Source organism: Vibrio sp. HDW18, from assembly GCF_011306175.1.
Classification (GTDB): domain Bacteria; phylum Pseudomonadota; class Gammaproteobacteria; order Enterobacterales; family Vibrionaceae; genus Vibrio; species Vibrio chanodichtyis.
The window spans coordinates 1960888-1979500 of record NZ_CP049913.1 but is presented as its reverse complement, the minus strand read 5'-3'; the positions used below and the strand labels follow the sequence as shown (position 1 = coordinate 1979500).

The 18613-nt window shown below is 49.4% G+C and carries 18 protein-coding genes; 11 read left to right on the top strand and 7 right to left on the bottom strand.

Features of this window, described 5'->3' with window-relative positions:
• Window positions 1–119: 119 nt before the first annotated feature.
• The 3 genes from thiI to pomA all read right to left on the bottom strand — a co-directional run bounded on the left by thiI (window position 120) and on the right by pomA (window position 3453).
• Window positions 120–1571 carry a tRNA uracil 4-sulfurtransferase ThiI gene (gene thiI, locus G7083_RS09575; protein ID WP_166014555.1) on the bottom strand — a complete coding sequence of 484 codons (1452 nt, stop codon included), beginning with the start codon at window positions 1569–1571 and terminating at the stop codon, window positions 120–122.
• Between the two features lie 161 nt (window positions 1572–1732).
• Complete coding sequence (locus G7083_RS09570) at window positions 1733–2677, bottom strand: flagellar motor protein MotB (protein ID WP_166014554.1); 945 nt, start codon at window positions 2675–2677, stop codon at window positions 1733–1735.
• Window positions 2678–2688: 11 nt separating this feature from the next.
• Window positions 2689–3453, bottom strand: coding sequence for a flagellar motor protein PomA (pomA, locus tag G7083_RS09565; RefSeq protein ID WP_166014553.1), 765 nt, complete (start codon window positions 3451–3453; stop codon window positions 2689–2691).
• 312 nt (window positions 3454–3765) lie between these two features.
• Between pomA and xseB the strand changes: the two genes are divergently transcribed.
• From xseB to dxs, 3 genes are all read left to right on the top strand, one after another.
• A complete protein-coding gene (gene xseB / locus G7083_RS09560) occupies window positions 3766–4008 on the top strand; it encodes an exodeoxyribonuclease VII small subunit (protein ID WP_166014552.1) in 243 nt (80 codons plus the stop codon).
• 66 nt (window positions 4009–4074) lie between these two features.
• Window positions 4075–4959: a (2E,6E)-farnesyl diphosphate synthase gene (gene ispA, locus G7083_RS09555; RefSeq protein WP_166014551.1), complete on the top strand. Its 885-nt coding sequence runs from the start codon at window positions 4075–4077 to the stop codon at window positions 4957–4959.
• A gap of 19 nt (window positions 4960–4978) precedes the next feature.
• Complete coding sequence (dxs, locus tag G7083_RS09550; RefSeq protein ID WP_166014550.1) at window positions 4979–6859, top strand: 1-deoxy-D-xylulose-5-phosphate synthase; 1881 nt, start codon at window positions 4979–4981, stop codon at window positions 6857–6859.
• A gap of 125 nt (window positions 6860–6984) precedes the next feature.
• On the opposite strand, the gene truC is transcribed toward dxs, so the two are convergent.
• Window positions 6985–7716: a tRNA pseudouridine(65) synthase TruC gene (gene truC / locus G7083_RS09545; RefSeq protein ID WP_166014549.1), complete on the bottom strand. Its 732-nt coding sequence runs from the start codon at window positions 7714–7716 to the stop codon at window positions 6985–6987.
• A complete protein-coding gene (locus tag G7083_RS09540) occupies window positions 7717–8028 on the bottom strand; it encodes a YqcC family protein (protein WP_166014548.1) in 312 nt (103 codons plus the stop codon). It lies immediately after the preceding gene.
• A gap of 188 nt (window positions 8029–8216) precedes the next feature.
• Here G7083_RS09540 and G7083_RS09535 point away from each other — a divergent pair, with 188 nt between their 5' ends.
• The 7 genes from G7083_RS09535 to G7083_RS09505 all read left to right on the top strand — a co-directional run bounded on the left by G7083_RS09535 (window position 8217) and on the right by G7083_RS09505 (window position 12643).
• Window positions 8217–8516 (top strand): DUF3301 domain-containing protein, encoded by a 300-nt coding sequence (locus G7083_RS09535; protein WP_166014547.1) that lies wholly within the window; start codon window positions 8217–8219, stop codon window positions 8514–8516.
• Between the two features lie 87 nt (window positions 8517–8603).
• Entirely contained in the window at window positions 8604–8900 is a 297-nt protein-coding gene (locus tag G7083_RS09530; RefSeq protein ID WP_166014546.1) for a DNA-binding protein, read from the top strand.
• Window positions 8897–9346: a YaiI/YqxD family protein gene (locus G7083_RS09525; RefSeq protein WP_166014545.1), complete on the top strand. Its 450-nt coding sequence runs from the start codon at window positions 8897–8899 to the stop codon at window positions 9344–9346. The genes G7083_RS09530 and G7083_RS09525 overlap by 4 nt, the downstream gene beginning before the upstream one ends.
• Before the next feature lie 152 nt (window positions 9347–9498).
• Window positions 9499–10194 carry a tRNA (N6-threonylcarbamoyladenosine(37)-N6)-methyltransferase TrmO gene (gene tsaA, locus G7083_RS09520; protein ID WP_166015035.1) on the top strand — a complete coding sequence of 232 codons (696 nt, stop codon included), beginning with the start codon at window positions 9499–9501 and terminating at the stop codon, window positions 10192–10194.
• 130 nt (window positions 10195–10324) lie between these two features.
• On the top strand, window positions 10325–12040 hold the full coding sequence (locus G7083_RS09515) for a proline--tRNA ligase (protein ID WP_166014544.1): 1716 nt from the start codon (window positions 10325–10327) through the stop codon (window positions 12038–12040).
• 202 nt (window positions 12041–12242) lie between these two features.
• Entirely contained in the window at window positions 12243–12446 is a 204-nt protein-coding gene (locus tag G7083_RS09510) for a YaeP family protein (RefSeq protein WP_166014543.1), read from the top strand.
• A gap of 5 nt (window positions 12447–12451) precedes the next feature.
• Window positions 12452–12643, top strand: coding sequence for a DUF4250 domain-containing protein (locus G7083_RS09505; RefSeq protein WP_166014542.1), 192 nt, complete (start codon window positions 12452–12454; stop codon window positions 12641–12643).
• Between the two features lie 181 nt (window positions 12644–12824).
• On the opposite strand, the gene purL is transcribed toward G7083_RS09505, so the two are convergent.
• Both purL and G7083_RS09495 read right to left on the bottom strand, forming a co-directional pair.
• On the bottom strand, window positions 12825–16718 hold the full coding sequence (gene purL / locus G7083_RS09500) for a phosphoribosylformylglycinamidine synthase (protein WP_166014541.1): 3894 nt from the start codon (window positions 16716–16718) through the stop codon (window positions 12825–12827).
• Window positions 16715–16921: a hypothetical protein gene (locus G7083_RS09495; protein WP_166014540.1), complete on the bottom strand. Its 207-nt coding sequence runs from the start codon at window positions 16919–16921 to the stop codon at window positions 16715–16717. Before G7083_RS09495 ends, purL begins: the two co-directional genes overlap by 4 nt.
• A gap of 106 nt (window positions 16922–17027) precedes the next feature.
• Between G7083_RS09495 and mltF the strand changes: the two genes are divergently transcribed.
• On the top strand, window positions 17028–18608 hold the full coding sequence (gene mltF / locus G7083_RS09490; protein WP_166015034.1) for a membrane-bound lytic murein transglycosylase MltF: 1581 nt from the start codon (window positions 17028–17030) through the stop codon (window positions 18606–18608).
• Window positions 18609–18613 lie beyond the last annotated feature (5 nt).

The following is an 18613-nucleotide window of genomic DNA, read 5'->3' as shown; positions in this document are numbered from 1 at the left end:
GCGGTGTTTTTTTATCTCCCGCCATTAAACAGATTCCGTTGAGTACCCCCGTTAACTCAGCAAAAAAAAACGCACCGCCTGCTCAGCAAACGGTGCGTGATAACCAACATGACTAACGTTTATGGACGATACACTTTCACGTTGCTAAATCCTTGTTCTTGCAAATACAAGGCTTGCAAACGGCTCATCACCCCACGCGCGCAGTACAACAAGTACGTTTTCGATGGATCTAAATCACCAAACTGAGTCGCTAACTTGTAAAACGGCAGGTGCTTAACGGTCACGCCATCCAGTTGCAGTGGACTCTCGTCCTCTTCATCTGGGCTACGAATATCCAGCACCACCGCATTGGCTTGGTCAGCAATGCTAACCTGTTCCACTTCTGGTGCTTGTTCCAGCGACTGTTTACCAATTTCACGAATATCGATCTGGCGCGCGTTGTACACCACTTGCTCAAGCAGCGCAAAATCAAATTTCGCTTCTTCTTGCTCAAGTTTCGCTTGTACCGCTTTAACGGTAGGGCTTTTCGAAATCACCCCACAAAATTCAGGCATGGTTTTGGCAAAATCTTCGGTACCAATCTCGCGCGCCAGCCGAATAATGTCATCTTTGTCCCAGTTGATCAGCGGACGCAAAATCAGCGTATCGGTTACATTGTCGATATGGCGTAGATTGGTTAAGGTTTGGCTCGACACTTGGCCTAGCGCTTCACCAGTTACCAAAGCCTGAATACCTAATTTTTCAGCGACCATACCAGCGGCGCGCATAAACATACGCTTTAACACCACGCCCATCTGGCCATCGTCGATCTTTTCTAAGATTTCAGCCACGATCGGCTCAAAATTAATCGCAATAAACCGCACTTTGGCCGATGAACCGTATTTCTGCCACAAGTAGTAAGCGGTTTGCTTGACGCCAATTTCATGAGCTGGGCCACCAAGATTGAAGAAGCAGTAATGCACTTTTGAACCGCGTTTAATGTGTAGGTAGCTCGACACACCTGAGTCAAAACCGCCAGAGATCAAACTCAGCACATCTTCTTGGGTACCGAGCGGGAAGCCGCCCAAACCTTTATAACGAGCGATGATTTGGTTGAGTAGATCATCAGCCACTTCAACTTGAACCGTCACGTCTGGATTGGTCAGTTTCACTTTGGCACTGGCCACCGCTTGATTGAGGCCGCCCCCGACATAACGCTCAAGTTCAATTGAGGTAAAATCGTGCTTGCCACGACGCTTAGCACGCACCACAAAGGTTTTGTTTTCGATATTGGCTCGATTAAGCTCAAGCACCTGTTCATAGATGTTATGCAAATCGGTAAAGGTCGATTGCTGCACTTCCAAAACTTGCTGAATACCAGGCGTGGTGGTCAAAATTTCCAGCACTTCCGCATAATAGGTATCGCTGGCCGAGGTCACTTCGATATGATCGCGACGATTGAATACCGCTACCCCTTGTGTGCGGGCTTTCACAATAATTCGAATATTGCTTTCAAGGATCTTTGTGAAACGCTTACGCACCGATTCACTTTTCACAAAAATTTCCGGATGGGGTTTGACGATAAATTTCATAAGGTTATTCGCAATCTGAGTTAGACAATCTGCCAAGCTGCAGGTAAGCCGCACTGAGGCGCTTACCGCTAAAGGGGCGCGATTATACACGATCCTCTAGTGTAGAGAAATGCCCATCAACCAGGCAAGTCATACGACTTGCCTTATGGTGATCCACCTACCTAGCGCGCTACTGCACGTGATGGAACTTCATCACTAAACAGCGGCTCACCTTGCAAAATACTAATCTCGACCCGTCGGTTGAGCGCTCGTTGCGCTTCGCTATCATTGCGACCCAGTGGCTGAGTATCGGCTAAACCACGCACCTGTAATCGTAAATGGTCAAAACCTTTCACTTTTTCCATTTCTTGCGCCACCGATACCGCGCGCTGAGCGGAAAGATCCCAGTTTGAACGATACAATTCAGAATCGAGCCTTTGATTATCGGTATGCCCAGTCACACGCACCTTGCCAGGAACATCTTTCACTAAATCGGCAATTTGTCGCACCAATGGACGGAATCTGGGCTGCAAAAATGCCGAACCTTCTGGGAAAGCACCTTTTTCGCGGATCCGAATATCGATTTGTTGACCTAAATTTTCAACCTCAATCGCGCCTTGTTCGATTTCACGCGATAACGCTTTTTTAATGCTTTCAGCCACAATCTCCATCTGCTCAGACATGATTTGAGATTGCGGCTCTGACTGGGTGTTCTGATTATCTTGAGTGGCAGTGTCAGGCGATTGTCCCCCTGTCATTTGCCCCAAATCGCGCTGATTGCCACCCGCACGATCCGCATCCCCCTCTTGAAACTCAAGCGTTTGCTGGGTGATGTCGATGGTTTGCTGCATGATCACATCAATCGGCGTTGGTTCAGGACGCCCGGGACGAAATTCTTGAGCAATAATGCTGGTCCCTTTCGGAATATCTTTTACTTCGAGACGATTTTGTACCCCAAAAGCAAACTTCATCGACCCTGCAATTTGCTTAAATTTGAGCACGTCCATTTCAGAAAATGACAGCAGCAAAACAAAGAAGCACACCAGCAATGACATCAAGTCGGCAAAGGTGCCAAGCCAAGCCGGTGCGCCAGGTGGCGGACATTTACAAGGTTGTTGGTCATCCATCGTCAGCTCCGCTACTCTTTATCAACATCAAGCGCACGTTTGCTTGAGTTTAGGTAGTTCTTCAAATAACTATCGATAACCCTTGGGTTTTGTCCATCTTGGATCGCTAAGACACCGTCCATAATCAAACGGCGATTGAGCGTCTCTTGATCGCGGCGTAAAGCCAGTTTATCGGCAATCGGAAAACAGATCATATTGGCCAATATCGCACCATAAAGGGTGGTCAATAGTGCCACCGCCATCGCAGGACCGATCGATTTAGGGTCATCCATATTGGATAACATCGCCACCAATCCAACTAAGGTGCCAATCATGCCCATCGCAGGAGCCACTTCCCCAAAAGAGCGAAACACTTGAGTGCCTTTACTATGTCGCTCATCGGTTAAAATTATGTCTTTTTGTAACGTGGCACGCACCACATCGGCATCATGCCCATCCACCAACAAATCAATGCCTTTTTGCATAAACGGATTGGGAATTTCCATCTCTTCTAGCGCCAAAAAGCCACCTTTACGTGCCGCATCGGCCATTTCCACAATTTTGGCAATCAGATCTTCAGGCTCATCGGCCTTGAACATAAACGCTTTACCAGCAATTTTACCGGCACCAAAAAATTGCCCAAAGGTGAACTTCATGAGCACCACGAAAGTTGATCCACCGACCACAATCAGAATCGAGACAACGTCGACGAACATCACCAAGCTGCCGCCTAGCACCATCGCCATAATAACGAAAGCTAAGCCGCCAATAAGACCAATCAATGTTGCTAAATCCACCAAACACTCCTCAGGCTATACATTCGCGATAATCAAAAGCTTACTTTGATTATCGGCAACAGAATAAATTCTTTAAGCAAATAGTCTCAATTGACCGTGAAAAACCGGCCTAGTGTAGCGGAAAAGCAAGCAATAGGCTGCGCTCGGGTAGCGAGTTTTTATCCATCGATGCGTGACTCAACGGGCTTTTTTTCATTTCGTTATCTGACACGGTAAAAAAGCTTTCCGTTTCTGACAAAATCGTTTGGTTCAATTTGACCAACTCAGCCCCCTGAGGTAACTTTCGTGCATCTTAACTAAGGCATATCGATTATGGCGAACAAGAAACCAGAAAACATGTCGTTTGAATCGACGATCGATGAACTGGAACAGTTGGTTGAACAATTGGAAAGTGGCGATCTCGCTCTTGATGAAGCATTAAAAAAGTTTGAACGCGGTATTTCGCTCGCCAGAGCCGGTCAACTCAAGCTTGATGACGCCGAACAACGCGTACGCATTTTACTCAGTCAAAGTGACGATGCGCCGCTAAGCGATTTTAACCCAGTCGCGGAGTAAACCACTTCGCCAAGGCCGTCGATCTGAAACCACAGATCCGGCACAACCGATACAGACGAGAGCCCTATGATTGAGGCGTTATCCTCATACCAACAGCGAAATAATCAGCAACTGGAACAGTGGCTAGAGCAGATCCCGTTTCAAAGCTTGCCATTGATTAAGGCGATGCGTTACGGGTTACTGCTTGGCGGCAAACGCGCACGCCCCTATTTGGTCTACATCACAGGGCAGATGTTGGGCTGCGCATTGAGCGAGCTCGATACCCCTGCGGCGGCCATTGAGTGTATCCATGCTTATTCGCTGATCCATGATGATTTGCCGGCGATGGATGATGATGAATTACGCCGCGGCCAGCCGACCTGCCATATCCAATTTGATGAAGCGACCGCGATTTTAACTGGTGACGCCTTACAAACGCTCGCCTTTACCATTTTGGCGGAAGGCAGCTTGTCTGCAGCGGGAGAAACTCAGCGGGTTGCCATGATCCAAACCCTAGCGCAAGCCTCTGGTGCGCAAGGAATGTGTCTTGGACAAGCGCTCGATTTAGCAGCAGAAAATCGCTTAATCTCACTGGAGCAATTACAAACCATCCATCGCAATAAAACCGGGGCGTTAATGCGCTGTGCGATCCGCTTAGGTGCATTAGCGGCAGGCGAAACAGGCCGCGCTATGTTGCCATATTTGGATCGCTACGCGGATGCGGTTGGACTAGCCTTTCAAGTACAAGATGATATTTTAGATATCATCAGCGACACGCAAACGCTCGGTAAACCACAAGGTTCGGATCAACAGCTCAACAAAAGCACTTATCCTGCATTGCTCGGCTTAGCTGGAGCGCAGCAAAAGGCGCAGGCTTTATTACAAGAAGCGCTGCTAGCGTTAAGTGAGATCCCCTACAATACTCAGTCTCTGGAAGAGTTCGCCCGATATGTTGTCGAGCGCAAAAATTAAACCATAAGCGCGCATAGTTATGACTCTTGATATTTCAAAATACCCAACTCTAGCTCTGGCGAATACTCCAGATGAGCTGCGCAGCCTGCCTAAAGACATGCTGCCGAAACTGTGTGACGAGTTACGCAGCTACCTACTCAATTCGGTCAGCCAATCAAGCGGCCATTTAGCCTCAGGGCTAGGTACGGTCGAGCTCACCGTCGCACTGCATTATGTCTACCGCACCCCCTTTGATCAGTTGATTTGGGATGTTGGCCACCAAGCTTACCCACACAAAATTCTGACTGGGCGACGCGATCAGATGCCGACTATTCGCCAAAAAGAGGGCTTACACCCCTTCCCTTGGCGCGAAGAGAGTGAATACGACACTCTGTCTGTTGGCCACTCTTCAACCTCGATCAGTGCCGCACTTGGTATGGCAATTTGTGCGGGTAAAGAAGGTCAAGACCGTAAAGTGGTCAGCGTGATTGGCGATGGTGCGATTACTGCGGGGATGGCATTTGAGGCGATGAATCACGCTGGCGATGTCCACCCCGACATGCTGGTGATCCTCAACGATAATGAGATGTCGATATCAGAAAATGTCGGCGCGCTGAATAATCATTTAGCCCAAGTGCTATCGGGCAGTTGGTACACTTCGATTCGCGAAGGAAGCAAAAAAGTCCTTTCCGGCATTCCGCCGATCAAAGAGCTAGTACGCCGCACCGAAGAGCATTTGAAAGGCATGGTGGTGCCGGGCACGTTATTTGAGGAGCTTGGCTTTAACTATATTGGTCCGGTTGATGGTCATGATGTACTGGAACTGATCAAAACCCTGAAAAATATGCGCGAGCTAAAAGGGCCACAGTTTTTGCACGTCATGACCAAAAAAGGCAAAGGCTATGCACCAGCGGAGAAAGATCCGATCGGCTATCACGGGGTACCTAAATTTGACCCAAGCCATGATAGCTTGCCGAAAAGCAACAACCCTCAGCCGACTTTCTCGAAAATCTTCGGTGATTTTCTGTGTGATATGGCCGCGCAAGATCCAAAATTACTGGCGATCACGCCTGCGATGCGTGAAGGCTCCGGCATGGTACGCTTCTCAAAAGAGTACCCGGAGCAATACTTTGATGTGGCGATTGCTGAACAACATGCCGTTACCCTCGCAACCGGTATGGCGATTGCTGGCTATCATCCGATTGTGGCGATTTACTCAACCTTTTTACAGCGCGGTTACGATCAACTGATCCACGATGTGGCGATCATGAACCTACCGGTAATGTTTGCTATCGACCGAGCAGGGATTGTCGGCGCAGATGGTCAAACTCACCAAGGGGCATTTGATTTAAGCTTTATGCGCTGCATCCCGAATATGCTGATCATGGCACCGGCTGACGAAAATGAGTGCCGGCAGATGCTCTATACTGGCCACCAACATCAAGGCCCAAGCGCAGTACGTTATCCACGCGGTAACGGCATGGGCGTTGAGCTGAAGAGTGACTTTAGCGCATTAGACATCGGTAAAGGGCGCATCATGCGTGAAAGTCAGGCTAACTCCGGTGAAAAAGTGGCGATTTTAAACTTTGGTACGCTATTACCAAATGCTTTAGCGGCCGCAGAGAAACTCAATGCCACGGTGGCCGATATGCGTTTTGTTAAACCGTTGGATCAAGACTTAATCCAGCAGTTAGCCCAAAGCCACGATGTGTTAGTGACGTTAGAAGAAAACGCGATTGCAGGCGGCGCGGGGGCCGGAGTGATTGAACTGATGATGCAACAAAAATGGATGAAGCCGGTGTTGAATTTAGGCCTGCCGGATCAATTCATCGTGCAAGGTTCGCAGCAACAGATGCATGCTGAACTGGGCTTAGATAGCGCAGGGATCGAACATGCGATCCGCCGCTACCTTGCCAAGTAGACGCACTTTAATCACTCACACTTGAATCACTACGCATTAACCAGCAAAGCCTTCATCACGAAGGCTTTGCTGTTATTGGCACGCGAATTTATGCTTTCGCGCCCCATTGTCAATGGGGCTAAGCCCTAACGATTCAGCAAGCCAACTGGCCAAGCAAATTGATTTAGCAAGCCTTGCCACACCTGATCGACATTGGCACGCAGCAGCAAAGGCTGCTGAGTGTAAGGATGCACAAAACGCAACTCGCTGGCATGCAACATCAAACGCTGCGCCGAAAAATGTTCCCGAAACAGTCGATTATGCACACCATCACCATGGGTGGTATCCCCAACAATCGGATGGCGCAAATGCGCCATATGCCGCCGTAATTGATGCTTACGCCCAGTTTTAGGTTGCATTTCCATCAAACAATAACGCGTGGTTGAAAATTTTCCAGTCGCGATCGGCAGCTCCACATGCGCCAGTGGTCGATAAGCGGTGATCGCCGACTGCGCGGGTTTATCTTGCTGGGCAAACTTATCGGCGATTTTATCCAATTCTTCTTTGAGTGGGTAATCGAGCACATCCGCCTCGCTGATCCAACCGCGCACAATCGCGTGGTAGGTTTTCTCCATCTCATGATTGGCAAACATCAGCATCACATCGGAGGCAATTTGACTGGAAAGTGCAAACACCAACACGCCGGATGTCGGGCGATCTAAGCGGTGCAATGGAAAGACATGTTGGCCGATTTGATCGCGCAAAGTCTGCATCACAAACTGAGTTTCATGCTTATCAAGCCATGAACGATGCACTAGCATGCCAGCCGGTTTATTGACGGCGACCAAATACTCATCTTGATAAATAATCTCTAGCATCTATTGGCACACCTCATCAATACGTCGGATCAGCGCCAGCAGCGGTTGGTACTGCGCCTCTCCCTGCCACGCTTCGGCAAAATAAGGCTCCAGCGCAAAACCGCGCGGCACGCTGGCCTGAGCGATGGCTTGTTGCATTTTCGGTACAAAAATCCACTGTAACCACTGCTCAGGGGCTAACGTATCCACCGCAAAAGGCGCTTGGCTAGCCAGTGCTTGTGCGCTCGGTGGCGTTGTCTGCCACAACTGCAGCGCACGCAAACTCGACTCCAACTCGACGAGTAAATTCCCCAATCGGGTGTTCAACAACATAATAGATCCGATTTATCTGTAGGCTAGTTTTCAAAAAGTGCCATAGAATAGCACCGATTCTCACCACAAGGTGATGAACCAACGCGTTATTGTACTGATAACTCCTGAACTGATAACTCGTGTACTGATGACTCTGCCCAAGTTTGGGGCAGTTCTGTTATGAGCTCCCAGCACACCAAGGATAAAGCATGATCGGTGATTTATTGTGGATATTAGCCCTCTGCTGCGCCGGATGGGGATTTTGGCAGCAGCGCCACCAAGTGGAAACCGCCAGACAAGCGATTCAACGCCACTGCACCCAGCTTGATTTACAGCTACTCAATGTGGCTTTGGGTCAGCACAAATTCAAAACCAGCCAAGGTGCATGGGGTTGGCATACGGTGTATCTGTTTGAATTTTCAGCGCTCGGTGATGATTGTTATCAAGGTCAGCTAGAAATGCGCGGCTTAAGAGTGGGACGTTTTAGCCTTCCGCCATACCGAATTTAACTCAAAATTGGCTCAGCGGCGCTGAGCGCTTTTGCTGACCGGCCATTTTGTCAGTAACATGCCAGCAAACCCCCATCAGGAACGATTATGCAGACCACCAACGTGTCACAACAACTAGAACAGATCCTTAATCAGCTCACCCAACAAGGCAAAACACCCTCGGTGGCGTTGGTCAAAGCGCGTTTAACCACCCCCGTGCCGATGCCAGCCATTATTGCTGCGCTCAAAAGTTGGAAAAATAGCCAACGCATCCCGAGCATCGAAGTCGCAGCCCCAATGCCTGCGAATCTTGAGCAGCGGGTTGCCCTGTTAGAACAAACCTTATTGCAACTCTCAGCACGGGTCGCTGAATTAGAAGCCAGAACCCAAGGAGCACCAGTATGAAAATTTGGGTTGATGCCGATGCATGTCCAAAAGTGATCCGCGAAACCTTGATCCGCGCCGCAGAGCGTACCGGTATCGAGTGTACCTTTGTCGCCAACCATCTGATCCCGCTACCAAAGCGCGATAACATTCGGGCGCTGCAAGTCTCTGCAGGATTTGATATTGCCGATAATGAGATAGTCAGACGCAGCGAAGCGGGCGATTTGGTGATCACCGCCGATATCCCCCTTGCCGATGAAGTGATCAGCAAAGGCGGTTTAGCGCTCAACCCAAGGGGTGAGCTGTACACCAAAGAAACCATCAAAGCACGACTCAATATCCGTGACTTTATGGATACCATGCGCGCCAGCGGTATCCAGACTGGCGGTCCGGCAGCACTTTCGCAAACCGATCGCCGCGAATTTGCCAATCATCTCGACCGGATTTTAGCCAAGCGTCGAGCATAAACCCTACGCCATTGATGGCCTGCCAGCTCGGTGGCAGGCTCAGCTAAAATGCCATTTCGCCTTGTGCAATGCTGAACCTGCATAACGGCGCGCGATTTTTGCTACCAGCTATGCTATTTTTCCGCTTATTCGCGCCAACTTATCATCACAATATGCATTCGATTGCCCCAATTGCCATTATTGAAAGCCCATACCAAGAGAAGTTTGCCGTCCCTCGTCAACCTCGTTTAGTGCCTAGTGCTAGGGCGAGAGTTAAACTGCTCGGTGAGTGCAACTGCGCTGAATCCATTCGTGGCATAGAGCAATTTAGCCATGTCTGGCTGCTGTTTTTGTTTGACCATAATCTGGCCGCAGGTTGGAAACCGACCGTGCGCCCGCCTCGCCTTGGCGGCAATCAGCGCATGGGAGTTTTCGCCTCCCGCGCTACGTTTCGCCCGAATGGCATCGGCATGTCCGCAGTTGAGCTATATGGGGTGAGTAAACAAGGTGATCAGTATTATCTCGAACTTGGCAGCGTCGATTTGGTCAATGGCACACCGATTATTGATATCAAACCTTATATTCCCTACTCCGATGCGATCCCTGACGCACAAGGCGGTTACGCCGATCAAGCACCAGTATGCCTACCGGTCAGCTTTAGCCCATCCGCCGAGCACGTACTCAACACTCATGCGGCTGGAGAACAGCGCCGCGCGGTGATCCATCAAGTACTGGCGCAAGATCCGCGCCCGGCTTACAAAAAGAATCGTGCTGACCACAAGTTATATGCGGTGAATTTGTACGATTGGAACGTGAAATTCAGCGTGAGCAATCAAGCAATCGTCGTCAGCGCAATTGAACCCTTTTGACAAAACCATTTGGCTGATATTATTAGCGCCCAAATTCGCTTTATAGCTTACTTCTGTTATAACGGGCTCCTGTTATAACGGGCTCCTGTTAAGGCGATTCCTTAAACTTTGATAAAACGGATACCATAGAATGCGTACCAGTAACTATCTTCTTTCCACTCTGAAGGAGACTCCAAACGACGCAGAAGTTGTGAGCCACAAGCTCATGCTCCGTGCAGGTATGATCCGTAAGCTGGCTTCAGGTCTTTATACTTGGCTGCCTACGGGTCTGCGTGTGCTGCGTAAAGTCGAAAACATCGTTCGCCAAGAGATCGATAATGCCGGTGCTATCGAAACCTTGATGCCGGTGGTGCAGCCGTTTGAGTTGTGGGAAGAGACAGGTCGCTCTGAAAAAATGGGCCCTGAGTTACTGCGCTTTACTGACCGCCATGAGCGTCCGTTTGTATTAAGCCCAACCGCGGAAGAAGTGATCACCGCGCTGGTGCGTAATGAAGTAAGCTCGTACAAGCAACTACCACTGAACCTGTACCAAATCCAAACCAAATTCCGTGATGAACGCCGCCCACGTTTTGGGGTGATGCGCGCCCGTGAATTCTGCATGATGGATGCGTACAGCTTTGACATCGATAAAGCGGGCTTAGAAAAATCGTATGACGCGATGCATGTCGCCTACTGCAAAGCATTTGACCGTATGGGGCTTGATTACCGCCCTGTGCTGGCCGATACCGGCGCGATCGGTGGTAACGGCTCACACGAGTTCCACGTATTGGCGGAAAGTGGCGAAGATCTGATCGCCTTCTCAACCGAATCCGATTACGCGGCCAACATCGAAAAAGCCGAAGCGGTAGCACCGGCGATTGAGCGCCCAGCGCCTGCGCAAGCGATGACGTTAGTGGATACCCCTAACGCAAAAACCATCGCAGAATTGGTTGAGCAGCATGGTTTGCCTATCGAAAAAACCGTGAAGACCCTGTTTGTTAAAGCTTCAGATGAAATCGATGCGCCTATCGTTGCGCTGCTCATCCGTGGTGACCATGAACTGAACGAAATCAAAGCCGAGAAACTGGCACAAGTGGCCTCGCCACTGGAAATGGCCTGCGAAGAAGAGATCCGCGCGCTGATCGGTGCCGGCCCTGGCTCATTAGGCCCTATCGGTCTGCAACTGCCATTCATCGTTGATCGCAGCGTTGCGGTGATGAGCGATTTTGGCGCGGGTGCCAATATCGATGGCAAACACTACTTTGGCATCAACTGGGAACGTGACGTAGCACTGGGCCAAGTGGAAGATCTGCGTAATGTGGTAGAAGGCGACGTTAGTCCATGCGGCCAAGGTACACTGCTGCTCAAACGCGGTATCGAAGTGGGCCACATCTTCCAATTGGGCACTAACTACTCAGCTAAAATGAACTGTGGTGTACTTGACTCAAATGGTAAAAACACCATTTTGGAGATGGGTTGTTACGGGATCGGTGTTTCTCGTGTCGTGGCTGCGGCTATCGAGCAGAATCATGATGATTACGGCATCATCTGGCCTGATGCGCTTGCACCTTTCCAAGTCGCGATTGTACCGATGAACATGCACAAATCTGAGCGCGTTCAACAAGCCGCTGAAAAATTGTATGCAGAATTAACCGCTGCGGGTATTGAAGTGCTGTTTGATGATCGTAAAGAGCGCCCAGGGGTTATGTTCTCCGATATGGAACTGATCGGCGTGCCACACACCATCATCATTGGTGAGCGCAGCATGGATGAAGGCCACTTCGAATACAAACATCGTCGTAGTGGAGAAAAACAAGCGGTGGCGATGGCGTCGATCCACGAGTTTATCCAAGCTCAGATCGCCTAATCACCGGCACGATCAACATCGCGCCAAACCCACTCATCAGGTCGCTCTCGGGCGGCCTTTTTATTACTCATACCAGCCCAGAGCTGATCGCCGGATAATCATTGTTCAAATGAGCGGTGAGTTTGCGTTTGCGCAAGTGGCAGTTTGGTATTTCCACCAGCTCTGTGTATATTGAGAGCAGTTATCATTTGAGGACAACCCAATGCAAGTTTACGATTGTTGTGAATTAGTACGCGAGCTTTACGCGCAAATTGGCAGTGGCGATCAAGGCTACATTCCTAAAGCAATCAGTTGTGCACTGCGCACATTAAATGAGATCGCCGCCGATCCCGCTTTACCGCTCGAAACCAGACAAAAAGCCGCATTTGCCGCGGCCAATTTGCTGATTTCCGATTTTGAGGATTAATCCCCATGAATTTAGCCAACTTTGCCAGCATGGATCCGATCATGCTGATGAGCATAGTGAACATGAAACTACGTGACGACTTTGGTGGTGATTTGGATAAACTGGCCAACGATTTCGAGATTGATCGCAGTGCGTTAGAAGCCAAGTTAGCCAGCGCAGGCTTTGAGTTTTTAGCGCCAGTCGGCCAATTTCGCTAAATCAACGATCATAGCCAAGCGCCGTTAATCAAAGCGGTGTGAAGCAAATTAGCAGCCCCCAGCCTAGCTGGGGGTTTTCTTTATACAAACTAGCTGGGGGTTTTCTTTATACAAAAAAGCGCAGAGATTTCTCTCTGCGCTTTTGGTTGGTCGTTAGCTTAAGGTTAACTCAAATTAACCTTTAACCAAGGTATTTACGGGCATTTTGGAACATCCGCATCCAAGCACTGTTCTCACCCCAATGATCTGGATGCCATGAGTTGGCTACAGTACGGAAAACACGCTCAGGGTGCGGCATCATGATCGTCACTCGACCATCTTGGGTGGTTAAACCGGTGATCGCATTAGGTGAGCCATTCGGGTTACTTGGATACGCTTGAGTTGGCTGACCAAAGTTATCCACGAAACGCACAGCTACGGTACCTGATTGCTCCAGCGCCGCCAAATGCTGCTCATTGCGCACTTCGACACGCCCTTCGCCGTGTGAAACCGCAATCGGCATTCTTGAACCAGCCATTTCACTAAAGAATAGCGATGGTGATTTTTGCACTTCGACTAAGCTAAAGCGCGCTTCAAACCGCTCAGATTCATTGCGCACAAAACGTGGCCACAGCTCAGCACCTGGGATCAAATCACGCAGGTTAGACAGCATCTGACAGCCATTACACACCCCGAGTGAAAAGCTATCTTTACGCTGGAAGAACTGCTCAAACTGCTCACGCGCTTGCGGATTAAACAGGATTGATTTTGCCCATCCTTCGCCCGCGCCCAGCACATCACCGTAAGAGAAACCACCACACGCGACTAAACCTTGATAAGCATCGAGCACGGTTTGTCCGGTTAAAATATCGCTCATATGGATATCGACCGCATCAAAACCGGCGCGATCAAAGGCGGCCGCCATTTCCACATGCGAGTTGACACCTTGCTCACGCAAAATCGCCATCTTCGGACGTGCCCCTTTGCCGATGTAAGGTGCCGCTATGTCTGCTTGCACATCGTAGCTTAGCTTGGCGCTCAAACCTGGGTCACGGTTATCTTGTTTGGCGGCAAATTCTTGATCCGCACAGGCGGAATTATCACGCAGTGCCTGCATTTTATGGGTCATTTCCGCCCAGATGGTACGCAGTTCAGTACGAGAGCGCTCAATCAACACTTGCTCACCACGGGTGATCAGCAAGCGATCGGTCGCTTCTACTTCACCAATCACATGTGAGCAAGCCGCCAAACCATGTGCCGATAACGTCGCGAATACGACATCCAGTTCAGTATTTTTCACCTGCAGTACAGCGCCCAACTCTTCATTGAACAGTGCCGCCAGCGCATCATCGCCTAAGCTTTCAATATTGGCTTTGATGCCACAGTGACCCGCAAAAGCCATTTCTGCCAGCGTCACCAATAAACCGCCGTCACCTTTGTCGTGATAAGCCACCAGCTTGTCGTCACGCACTAAAGCTTGCAGTGCATCAAAGAAGGCTTTGAGCTGAGCTGGGTTATCCACGTCAGCCGGTTTATCACCCAATTGCTTGTACACTTGCGCCAATGCGGTGGCACCAAGCCGATTCTGGCCATTACCTAAATCAATCAACACTAAGCTGCTATCGCCAAGATCGGTGCGCAGTTGTGGTGTCACTGTGTTACGAATGTCTTCAACCCGCGCAAAAGCGGTGATGATCAGCGACAGCGGCGAAGTGACTTCTTTCTGCTCGCCATTTTCCTGCCACTTGGTTTTCATCGACATCGAATCTTTGCCAACAGGGATCGTGATCCCAAGCGCTGGGCATAGCTCTTCGCCAATCGCTTTTACCGCTTCATAAAGGCCAGCATCTTCGCCCGGATGACCGGCTGGAGACATCCAGTTAGCCGAGAGTTTAATGCGCTTAAGGTCACCAATATCAGTGGCAGCAATGTTAGTGATCGCTTCGCCTACCGCTAAACGTGCTGATGCACCGAAATCTAACAATGCCACTGGGGTACGCTCACCCATCGACATCGCTTCACCGTGATAAGAATCAAAACTTGCAGCGGTTACCGCGCAGTTGGCGACCGGAACTTGCCATGGGCCAACCATTTGATCACGCGCTACGAGGCCGGTTACTGAACGATCACCAATGGTGATCAAGAACGTTTTCTCAGCCACGGCCGGTAAACGCAATACGCGATCCAGTGCTTGGTTAAGTTCAATCCCTGAGCGATCTAACGCTGGACTCGCCACTTTCAGTGAATTCGCTTCGCGATGCATCTTAGGGGCTTTGCCAAGCAAGATTTCCATCGGCATATCGATTGGTGTGTTGTCAAAATGGCTATCTTCTAAAGTCAAGTGACGCTCTGCGGTGGCTTCACCGACGACCGCATAAGGCGCGCGCTCACGCTGACAAATCGCCTCAAAACGCGGCATATCTTGTGCCGCTACCGCCAACACATAGCGCTCTTGCGATTCATTACACCAGATTTCTAACGGGCTCATGCCCGGCTCATCATTCGGTACACTGCGCAGTTGGAATTTGCCACCACGATCGCCATCATTGACCAATTCAGGTAGCGCATTAGAAATACCACCGGCACCCACATCATGGATAAAGGCGATTGGGTTTTGTTCACCCAATTGCCAGCAGCGGTCGATCACTTCCTGACAACGGCGCTCCATCTCTGGGTTTTCACGCTGTACCGAAGCAAAATCCAAATCTTCTGCAGATTGGCCAGAGGCCATTGATGAAGCAGCGCCGCCGCCAAGACCAATGTTCATCGCAGGACCACCAAGTACGATCAGTTTAGCACCGACCGGGATCTCTTTTTTCTGAACATGCTCGGCGCGAATGTTGCCCATACCGCCAGCAATCATGATCGGCTTGTGATAACCACGCACCTCTTCACCAGCGTGTGAAGTCACTTTTTCTTCATAAGTACGGAAATAACCGAGCAGATTTGGACGGCCAAATTCGTTATTGAACGCCGCACCACCGAGTGGGCCTTCCAGCATGATATCCAGCGCATTGACGATGCGACTTGGTTTACCAAAATCGCTTTCCCATGGCTGCTCGAAACCTGGGATTCGTAAGTTTGAGGTAGTAAAGCCGACTAAACCTGCTTTAGGTTTACCGCCAATCCCGGTAGCACCTTCATCACGGATCTCACCGCCCGAACCGGTTGAAGCGCCCGGCCAAGGCGAAATCGCGGTTGGGTGGTTATGAGTTTCTACCTTCATCAAAATATGCGCATCTTCATGATGATAGGTATATTTACGGCTATCCGGATCCGGGAAGAAACGGCCAACGGTCGAGCCGGTCATTACCGCGGCATTATCTTTATAGGCGGACAGTACGTGATCCGGCGTCTGCTCAAAGGTGTTTTTGATCATCTTGAACAGTGATTTATCTTGCACCGCACCATCAATCGTCCAATCTGCATTGAAAATTTTATGACGGCAGTGCTCAGAGTTCGCTTGCGCAAACATCATCAATTCGATGTCATTAGGATTGCGGCCAAGCTTAGTAAAACTCGCAACCAAATAGTCGATTTCATCTTCCGCCAATGCCAGACCAAGGGAAACGTTTGCCTCTTCAAGCGCACGACGACCACCGGCCAACACATCAACCTGACTCATCGGAGTCGGTTGTGCAACACTAAACAGTTGCTGCGCATCAGTGAGTTCTGCGAACACCACTTCCATCATACGATCGTGCAGCAGCGCTTTAAGAGTCAGGACTTGAACATCCGTCAGTGCCGCTTCTGTCTCCACATAATAAGCCGTACCGCGCTCTAAGCGCTTAATGGCACTTAACCCACAGTTATGCGCGATATCGGTGGCTTTCGAAGACCAAGGAGAAATGGTACCCGGACGCGGTGTCACCAGCAGCAGTAAGCCTTGTGGCTGATGTTCTTGAATGGTTGGACCGTAAGTGAGCAGTTGTTCGAGCTTTGCCAACTCTTGCTGATTAAGCTCAGCATTAAGATCGGCAAAATGCATAAACTCAGCATAAATACCCGTTACCGGTAGGTGTTGTTGATGACACGCAGTAAGGAGCTTGTTAACACGAAACTCTGAAAGAGCTGGGGAGCCACGCAAAATTCTCATGTGCTTAGGTCTCTATGTCCAATTGATTGAGGTGTAATTGGCATAAACTCTTTAAAATACAGCAAATTAAACTGTAAACAACCAATGTATGCCGATTTCACCTCAGCTAATGGCTGCGCATTATAGAGCAATTCTTTTTGTGACGTAACACCAAAAGCAACCGTTTGCGTCATTTTTTTCGTTAATTTTGAGTTACGGCCCATTTGCACAAATCTTCGAGCTAAATGACAGGCTATTCAGTGAGGACTTTGCCAAAACCAGCGCCTTTGATATAAAGGCATCTGTCTTGATGAGAGAAAACCCAAATTGATGACTCCTTTTGCCTATAAACTGCCCATTCGCGTACTCTGGCTAGGCTTATTGAGCCTAGTGCTGCTCGGCTGCCAAATTGATTCTGAGCCGAAAAGCGAGCTAGAAAAAATCCGTGAGCGCGGGGTATTACGGGTCGGCACACTGAATAATCCGCTCTCCTACTACATTGGTCCCGATGGCCCAACCGGATTGGATTACGAGTTAGCTCGCGAATTTGCTAAAGAGCTGGGGGTAAAACTGGAAATGAAGCCAGCCTATCGCCTTGCTAGCCTGTTTCCGGCGCTGAAAAATGGAGAAGTGGATATTATTGCCGCTGGATTAAGCCAAACCGAGCAAAGATTAAAAGATTTTCGGGCTGGTCCCGCCTATTACTATGTGTCGCAGCAGGTGGTCTATAAAAAAGGCGCATGGCGACCTCGCGACTTCAGACAGTTGGTCGAACGCCAACAAACATTACGCAAAGATAATCTTGAATTGGATTTTTTCAGCGTGGTGGATGACTCACATTTTGAATACACCTTGCAAGCCAAGCAGCAACTGCACCCAGAGTTTCAATTTGATGTTGATACCAATTCCGATGTGAATGATCTGCTGAAAAAAGTATCACAAGGTGAATTACTGTTTACCATGGCTGATTCGGTCGAAGTGTCGCTGTCACAGCGAGTCTACCCTGATTTAGCCGCGGCATTTGAGCTGACCGAAGATCAACCTATCTCATGGTTTTTACGTCGGTCGGATGATGAAAGTCTGTATGCTTTGATGATTGAGTTTTTTGGTAATTTAAAACAGTCTGGTTATCTTGCTTCATTGGAAGAAAAATACATCGGCCATGTCGGTGCCTTTGATTATGTCGATACGCGAGCCTTTATTCGTGCCCTTGACAGCCGATTACCGAGATGGATGGCGATATTCCAACAATACTCATCTGAGTTTGATTGGCGCTTAGTCGCAGCGTTAGCGTATCAAGAATCACACTGGAATCCGTATGCAAAATCACCAACTGGGGTGCGCGGCTTAATGATGTTAACCCTACCCACCGCACGCAGTGTCGGTGTTAGCGATCGCCTCGATCCTGAACAATCGATTCGTGGTGGGGTTGAATATCTGCGGCGAATGATGGTGCGCGTGCCTGATTCGATTTCTGAACATGAAAAAATTTGGTTTGCACTCGCCTCTTACAATATCGGCTATGGCCATATGATGGATGCGCGGCGTTTAACCAAGAGTCAAAATGGCGATCCTGATTCATGGGTCGACGTCAAAGATCGTCTCCCCCAATTACAACAGAAGAAATATTTCACCCAAACACGTTATGGCTATGCCCGGGGGGAAGAAGCGCGTAGCTATGTGGAAAACATCCGACGTTACTATCAAAGCATTATTGGCCATCTTGAACAGCATCAAGTCGCGGTCGGTGATGAAAGCATCGAAGATCTGGCAGTCATTGAGTTTGATGAAACTTTACTCAATCAAGACACCAGCAATGATGAACTTGATGAAGAAGTGGTTAAACTCGAAGCGGAATCCATCGATAATCGTAACCGCGATTTATCATCGGCTGATGAAAAGCAAAAATAGCTCGT